The organism is Subsaximicrobium wynnwilliamsii, assembly GCF_007997225.1.
In the GTDB taxonomy this organism is placed as follows: Bacteria; Bacteroidota; Bacteroidia; order Flavobacteriales; family Flavobacteriaceae; genus Psychroserpens; species Psychroserpens wynnwilliamsii.
Window position 1 is genome coordinate 1 of sequence record NZ_VORM01000050.1, and the last position, 7463, is coordinate 7463.

At 31.9% G+C, this 7463-nt stretch carries 7 protein-coding genes and 1 pseudogene; 2 read left to right on the forward strand and 6 right to left on the reverse strand.

Going from position 1 to position 7463, the window contains the following annotated elements:
- Positions 1 to 769: 769 nt before the first annotated feature.
- The 3 genes from ESY88_RS19935 to ESY88_RS19945 all read right to left on the reverse strand — a co-directional run bounded on the left by ESY88_RS19935 (position 770) and on the right by ESY88_RS19945 (position 3247).
- On the reverse strand, positions 770 to 1879 hold the full coding sequence (locus tag ESY88_RS19935) for an SEL1-like repeat protein (protein ID WP_147088480.1): 1110 nt from the start codon (positions 1877 to 1879) through the stop codon (positions 770 to 772).
- 115 nt (positions 1880 to 1994) lie between these two features.
- On the reverse strand, positions 1995 to 2843 hold the full coding sequence (locus ESY88_RS19940; protein WP_223270910.1) for an IS3 family transposase: 849 nt from the start codon (positions 2841 to 2843) through the stop codon (positions 1995 to 1997).
- Positions 2789 to 3247 carry a helix-turn-helix domain-containing protein gene (locus ESY88_RS19945; RefSeq protein WP_223270909.1) on the reverse strand — a complete coding sequence of 153 codons (459 nt, stop codon included), beginning with the start codon at positions 3245 to 3247 and terminating at the stop codon, positions 2789 to 2791. The genes ESY88_RS19940 and ESY88_RS19945 overlap by 55 nt, the downstream gene beginning before the upstream one ends.
- A gap of 265 nt (positions 3248 to 3512) precedes the next feature.
- Here ESY88_RS19945 and ESY88_RS19950 point away from each other — a divergent pair, with 265 nt between their 5' ends.
- Positions 3513 to 4796, forward strand: a complete 1284-nt coding sequence (locus tag ESY88_RS19950) for an AAA family ATPase (RefSeq protein WP_147088482.1) — start codon at positions 3513 to 3515, stop codon at positions 4794 to 4796.
- 32 nt (positions 4797 to 4828) lie between these two features.
- On the forward strand, positions 4829 to 5431 hold the full coding sequence (locus tag ESY88_RS19955; protein ID WP_189702677.1) for an RloB family protein: 603 nt from the start codon (positions 4829 to 4831) through the stop codon (positions 5429 to 5431).
- Between the two features lie 275 nt (positions 5432 to 5706).
- On the opposite strand, the gene ESY88_RS19960 is transcribed toward ESY88_RS19955, so the two are convergent.
- The 3 genes and pseudogenes from ESY88_RS19960 to ESY88_RS19970 form a co-directional block, all read right to left on the reverse strand.
- Complete coding sequence (locus ESY88_RS19960; protein ID WP_147088484.1) at positions 5707 to 6243, reverse strand: hypothetical protein; 537 nt, start codon at positions 6241 to 6243, stop codon at positions 5707 to 5709.
- Positions 6244 to 6390: 147 nt separating this feature from the next.
- Positions 6391 to 7002, reverse strand: coding sequence for an immunity protein Imm33 domain-containing protein (locus tag ESY88_RS19965; RefSeq protein WP_147088485.1), 612 nt, complete (start codon positions 7000 to 7002; stop codon positions 6391 to 6393).
- Positions 7003 to 7092: 90 nt separating this feature from the next.
- Positions 7093 to 7463, reverse strand: a pseudogene (locus tag ESY88_RS19970) (IS1182 family transposase); the annotation flags it as partial.

The window sequence follows — 7463 nt, forward strand, 5'->3', positions numbered from 1 at the left end:
TCAACATTTTTTGCACAGTCTGTGGCATTTCGTGGAAATATGTCAAGCTATTTCCGATAAATAACACATTTATTTCGTCAGTTGTTTCTGTGTTTTGAGATTTACAACTTATTGTGGTTAATGTGATCAATATTAGAAGAAGATTTTTCATATTTTCAATTTATGCGCGATTTTTGTTCAAATTACTGGCAACGCTCTTGAGTATGATTAGTTGCGTGTCTCAAGCAGTAAATTTAGCAAAAAATAACGAACTTGGGCATCCGCGAGGATTTTCGGAAGAAGAACAGACCTAGCAATTAATTATACGCGATGTTGTGAAAAGTGGCCTGGAATTATGGTGTTTTGTTGTTGCTTTCCCTGAGATAGTGCGATTGAGTGCATTCCGCCGTTCCCAATATCCGCAAACTTTTATATTCCGCCCGAGTGTGAAATTCCGTGTGAGTGAGTATTTTCGCAACACGATTTTATTCAGAGTGGATTTGATTAATTCAAGATTTCGCAAACTTTTCTGATTTTGTAATTCCGTTTTTCATTTATGGGACTGGTTTAGAAATCGAAAAAAATTCCGCGACCGTAAAAAGGAATAGTTTTTTGAATTCCGATTGTCTAGTTCTGAGTGAATTCCGCCATTTTTTACAACGTTTAGTATATGAAAAGTAGGCGATTACGAAGCAATAAACTTTCGGTTAAGCACAATGTTTGATACGTGCCAAAGATCTTGAATTTACTACTATTTCGCCTATTTTTTATATACATTGTTATGCACAGTTTATTTTTTTGCACTTTCGTAATAGGCGTAAACTCTCACTATTTCTTCCCATCTTTCATTTTCAAACTTATAAAAACTGAAGTCTAATTGAGTATAATTTGTTCGGTATCTAGATTGGTTTAAATACAAAGCAATAGTATTATTTCTAAAAAAAATAGGTTTTGAAAAAGTATACACAATTGAACACATATTTTTTTCTTTTTCAGTTGCTAATTTTTCAGTATTGTCAAATGTTTCTTGAATTTCATTTTGCTCCAATCGTTTTGAAAATGGGAATATATCTTTTTCCCATCGATAATTTTTCAACTTTTCAAGTTCTGAAATTAAATAGTTTTGTTCATCTGCTGTTATTTTAAAAGGTTTTGATTGGTTACCATTATATAAATAATCTATTTCAAATGACTTGTTATTTTTGATATTAATTATGGTTGAATCAATAATTTGGGATTCTATTTCAGCGGTATAATACATAGTATCACATTCAAAATGTTCACTTTTCCAGCGATATACCCAATCCGAATATGGATTTTTAATTAAATTAAGTTTGTTTTCGGGAATTTTCGCTTTTTCAGAATTTTCATTGTCGTTTTTCATTTGCTTGTTTATTGAATGAAATGCTTCAATGCTTATCTTCTCGAATTTAGATTTCTTGGTTAGAAGAATTTCTTCTACTTGCTTTAATTCATTTTCATTCAAGTAGTTTCTGATTAAATACCGAGTTGTTGTTCCGTTAAATACTGGGTCATATGAACCTGCAATTTCCGCCCAAACCAAAGACTGAACTTTAAATTCTTCATTTTCTATTCCTTTTTGGAAATAAAAAATTGAAAGAAAACCCATTGCTTTTGTATTGAATTTTTCTGCGGAACTTAATAAATAATGCTCCGCTAATGAATTATTTTTCAGTTTTAGTTCAGGATTAAAATAACAAAATCCCACTACAAATTCTGCCATCGAATCGCCTTTATCCGCAAAAGGTTTTAAAAGTTCAAATGATTTTAAATAGTTTTTAGAATCAAATGATTTCAAACCTTTCTCATAGTTTTTGTCTTGTGCTAAAACAATAAGTGTAGAAAATATAAATAAAATGGTCAGAGTATAATTTCTCATAGTACGATGTATTATCCTGGTATAGGTTGACCTTTTTTTATTTTTATTTCTACCGTCCAAAGCATTTTTTTTAGCCGTTTAGAAGGCAAAAAAACACTTTGGACTAAGGTCTGTTCTAAATTGATAGTTCAGGTAAATTTACCTTATTTTTCCGATATGATCTGTGTTTTATGTTCGGGTTTAAATGCACTTCTGCTGGTTTTCTTAATTCCAGGCTGAAATGTGTTCTTAAGTTGTTGTAGATATATACCGCTTGTTTTGTTATTTTTTGAGCTATGGCAGTATTTTTAATGGTCTGTTTTAGCCCATATTCATATTTTAGGATTCTGTTGATCCTTTCGGCAACAGCGTTTTCATAAGGGTCATATTGCTCTGTCATGCTCAATATCATGCCATTGCTCTCTGCAAACATTGTGTACTTGGGATTGCAGTACTGTAGGCCTCTATCGGAATGGAGAATGAGTTTTAGGTTAGGGTATCGTCTGTTTTTAATGGCCATATCGAGGGCTTCCATGCAAAGCGAAGTTCTCATGTGGTCTGCCAGTTTGTAGCCCATAATCTGTCTGGAATATGCATCGGTGACAATGGCCAGGTAGTTGTGCCCGTTTTCTGTTTTAATATAGGTTATATCGCAGACCCAGAGCTGTTCTGGTCTGGTAGGCACTTGGTCCTTGACCAGGTTTTTATATTTCCTGAAATTATGCTTGGAATTGGTGGTCGTGATGTAGTTTTTAAGCTTGGGCACGAGTAAATTGTGCAACCTTAAGAAGCAATAGAACTTGTCCCTGCCAATTTTGATGCCGCTCTCTTCAAATTCATCCTTAAGTTCTTTGTGCAGCTTGATTCCGCCTGTTCTTTGTCCTACCTTGTTTCTATAATCTTTTACCATTGTAATGAGTTTTTGGTCGTTCATTTGTTTGTTTTCAAGTGTTTTGAGCCTTTTGTAGAAGGCTTGTTTACTAATCCCAAAACACTGATAGAACCATTTTCTTTTAAATGGTTTTTCTTTTTTAGCTCTATCTCTTTTGCTAATGTTTTGGGCAACGACTTTTTTGACAGATCGACCCCTGTAATGAGTTCCATATCAGCAATAATGTCTTGCTGAAAGTCTTTTACAAACTCAAGTTCTTCAATTCTCTCCTTGAGTTTTTTAATCTCATCCTGTTTACTCATACCGGTGTTTTTTTGTTCTAAGGTACTGTATTTTTTTAACCAATAGGCAATGGTAGATCTAGAGATGCCATACTTTTTAGAAGCAAAATTGGCAGAGATCTGACCGTTCTGGATTTGGTCAACGACGAATAATTTGTGTTGAAAAGTTACTTTTTCGTAAGGTTTTTTTCGACAGGGTTGTTTTTGTTGTTTCATAAGTGACTATAATTAAAGGTTTAATTTTTAGTCAACCTATTTCAGGAAAATACACGATTTAAATTGTGCATAACGTTTATGTGTATGATTAGTTGCGTGGTTAAGCAACTAATTTAGTAAACAAAAACTTACCATTGAAAATTCTGAGGGTATTTTCTAAATAAGCACTTGCCCAAGCAATTAATTATACACGGTGTTGGCAGTAGTTTTCTAAATTTAACGTATTATTGCATAAAATTCACATTTTAATCATTAATTTCGGATTATGTTATTAGAATTTAAAATAAAAAACTTTAGGTCAATCAAAGATTGGCAAAGTTTCTCAATGTTAGGAGAGAGCAAAGTAAAGGAATTAGAAAACTCCTTAATCGACCATAATGGTTACAAAGTTTTAAGTTCAGCAATTATTTATGGAAGAAATGCATCAGGTAAAAGTAATTTATTGAAAGCATTTAAAATGATTCAATATATGGTCATTTTTTCAGATGATTTTAAGGTTGATGATAAAATTGATTATTACGAACCGTATAAATTAGATAAGAATTTCAGAAATGAACCAGTAGAATTTTTAATTGATTTTATAGGAAAAGATGGAATTCGTTATGAATATGGATTAGGATATTCAAGTGAGGAAATTGTCTATGAAAACCTTCGATTTTATCCTAAATCTCAACCAGCTTGGTTATTTAGAAGAGAAAAAGGAGAAAAAATAAAATATGGAGAATCATTAACAGGAAATAAAAAAAATATTGAGGAATTATTATATAAAAATCAGCTATTTCTATCAAAAATAGGAACAGAAAAGAATAAACAACTAGCAATTCCATATTCTTTTTTCTCTAAATATTTGTATGTGTCCGACGTGCATGATACAAGTTATGACAATGTTTTAATTCAGTTGTTTACTAACAAAATGGGGAAAGATAATATTCCTTTCTTTAAAGAGAATATTAATAAATTGATGTGTGTGGCTGATACAGGTATACAATCTATAAACATAGAAGAATCAGAAATTAATTTAGATGGTTTGCCAAAGGAAATGACTGATGAAGATAAAAATGAACTACGGGAACGATATAAGTATAAAATTAGAACTTTACATCGCGAATTTGAAAATGGAAAAGAGATAGGTAACATTGAGTTTCATTTGGGTGATGAATCTACAGGAACACTAAAATTGTTAGCAGTTGGAGGATTAATATTGGAAGCTTTAGCTGATGGACAAACATTGGTAATAGATGAGTTGGATAAAAGTTTACATCCAAAATTGACTAGAATGTTGATTAGGATATTTAGAAGTCCTAAATTAAACCCTAAAAATGCACAATTAATTTTTGCAACGCATGATGTTTCTTTGTTAGATAATGAGTTGTTCAGGCGAGACCAAGTTTGGTTTGCTGAAAAGGAATTCGAAGGAAATAGTCATTATTATTCCATATCAGATATACCAGGAGTTAGAGGAAATGTTCCATATGAAAAATGGTATATGACTGGTAGGTTTGGGGCAACACCTGTTATTAATGAGCATGAATTAGATTTCCATTATTAGAAAATATGAAAAGGGGCTTCAGGAAATCACGAGTGACAATAAAATTTAGCAGAAGAGGTTTGATTTTATGTGAAGGAGAAACGGAGGAAAATTATTTTACTGGTCTGGTTACTCAAGAGAAATATAGAAGAAAGTTCTCGTCAATTGATGTTCAAATTGTTAAACCTAAAGACCATTCACCTTTAGGACTTGTAAATGAGGCTAAATTAAAAATTAAAGAAGCAAAAAGAGAAAAAAATCCATATGATTTTATTTGGGTTATTTTTGATAGGGATGGACATGCTAAAATACCAGAGGCTTTTGAAACTGCTAGAACATCAACGCCAGAAATCAAAATAGTATACACAAAACCTTGCTTTGAATTTTATGTTTTATTACATTTTGAAAAGACTACGAAACCTTTCACTAAATGTGATGATGTTATTTCTTATATAAATAAGAAATATCAGGTCGATTATAAGAAAGCATCGAATTTATTTGATTTACTATTAACTCAAAAAGAAACAGGTTTATCCAATGGCGATTGGGTTGTTAATCAATTTGAAGATGAAATTGCCAGTGGTAAAAAAATATATGAATTATCAGCTTTTTCTAACGTTCATGTATTAGTTGAATATTTGTATTCTTTGCTCTAATTCTGAATAACGTTTTTGTAATGTTCTAAAAATTAATTGTTAGTGTTTTTGGTTTTTAGTATTTTTTTCTTTTCTCTACTCATTAAACGTTAGCTTAAAGAGATTAATTTTTTTTCCGCAATAAGAGGAATTACTGCCAACGTGATGTGTATGGTTAGTTGCGTGGTTAAGCAACTAATTTAGTAAATAAAGCACAGATAGAATATTCCGCAGGAATGTTCGTAAGTCGGCAGTGACCAAGCAATTAATTATACACCGTGTTGTAAAACGTTTTTTTAGTTCATTTTAAATGACTTAATTATATTTTCAAGTTCACATAATTCTTTTTTTCCATATTTATTTTTTGAGACCGCAAGGTTAACAGTATAAAATAAATCATCTGTTGGATGCTCTACAGTAACATACAAACCGATGATTGGAATTGTATTAAATTTTTCTTCGACAAGATTCCATATTGATTTTTTTTGAAGCATATCTGAAACTCCTGATTCAATCACGTCATACTTTCTTTCAACATCTTTCTGCTGTTCATCAAGACTCATCCAAGGTTTCGCTTTTCCCATTTCATTTATACCAAAATATTTAAAAGAACTATCGTCAAAAGTTCCAGCGCTTAATCCGATGTCAGTAATTTCAGGATTCCAGCTACTGTCGGGTAAAACAACTGAATATCTGTTTTCTTTTCCGTTTACAACTATTCCATTCTTTAAATCTATCTTTTCACATTCACAGTCCTCAAGAAATTCAGATTTTTCAGAGCAAGAAATCAGAATTAAAAATCCGATTATTAATAGTTTAGTTTTGTGTTTCATCAAATGTTTTACAACGCTCTTGAGTATGATTAGTTGCGCGTCTCAAGCAGTAAATTTAGTAAATAAAAACGAACTAGGAACTCCGCGAGGATTTTCGTAGGCGGCTTTGCTCTAGCAATTAATTATACGCGATGTTGTACACCGTTTTTATTCCGTTATTTTTAGTTTTTCGTCAAACCAAACATCTTCATATTCTTTCTTGTCAATTAAGAAACGATATCCAACGTCAAGTCCGAAATATTTAATTAAATCAGGTCGGATTTGAAGTAAATGTTCAGCACAAATTGGTTTAAAAAAATCATCAGATTCCGAATATTCTCCTGTCCAAATATTCCAACCTGTTGTTCCCTTTTCTTTTGGATGTCTTAATCCGTGAATTGGGTCAGCAGTTAAATCAGAACCAATTCCAATCATCAGTTTTTTGTTAATCGGCTTCCACTTGGATTGATATTTTTCGCAAATTTCCTTTTGTTGGTCAATATGCACATTCCATAAATTATAGTCCGCTAATAAATTCTCGTCCGTTTCCAATTGATGTTTCCAAAGTCTTATATTAGTTTTTGTTATTGGGAAATTTATTTCTGGACTATCCCATTGATAAATTATATTAGAAATCACATCATCGTTCCAATCGAAATGTTCCTCTGTTATTAAATTCCACGCATAATCTTCAAAATCTTTTTCTTTGATTTCTCCATTCAGATATTGGTCGCATTTAGCAACTAAATCAGAGCGTAATATTTTGATTTCTTGGTTCAATTTCGGTTTTTTCTCAAATGGTGTACAACGGCAGTCCGTCTAATAACCTGCCTTGATTTTTGTTAGTAGAACCAAATTACAGATTTTGTTTTAAACTGCGAGTGCCATTTTAATTTTTCTATTGTGATTGGCAAATGTTGCTATACAGGCTAAAAATAGGTTTATGGCGGTTTCTAGTGTCTTAATCATGTCAGAGCCCGTCGTATTGTCTTGTTTTATTATGTTCCAAATTCTTGTGAGATTATATGCTATAAAGATAAAGCCAACATCTGCGCTAGCTCGTAGTTTGGTTTGTTTAGTGATTATATGGTCAAAGCCCCATTGTCTTTTCATTGTGCCATAAGGATGTTCCACAATTGCTTGCCGTCTTTTATAAGCTTGGGGATTTTCTAGGACCCGTTTGGCATTCTGTTCTATATATTGGGTGAACTCACTTCGTTGAATGACCTTTCCATTTATTT

Bases quoted from the DNA above. Each gene is read 5' to 3' on its own strand.
- ESY88_RS19960 (WP_147088484.1), bottom strand. From the start codon at position 6,243: ATGAAACACAAAACTAAACTATTAATAATCGGATTTTTAATTCTGATT.
- ESY88_RS19935 (WP_147088480.1), bottom strand. From the start codon at position 1,879: ATGAGAAATTATACTCTGACCATTTTATTTATATTTTCTACACTTATT.
- ESY88_RS19945 (WP_223270909.1), bottom strand. From the start codon at position 3,247: ATGAAACAACAAAAACAACCCTGTCGAAAAAAACCTTACGAAAAAGTA.
- ESY88_RS19950 (WP_147088482.1), top strand. From the start codon at position 3,513: ATGTTATTAGAATTTAAAATAAAAAACTTTAGGTCAATCAAAGATTGG.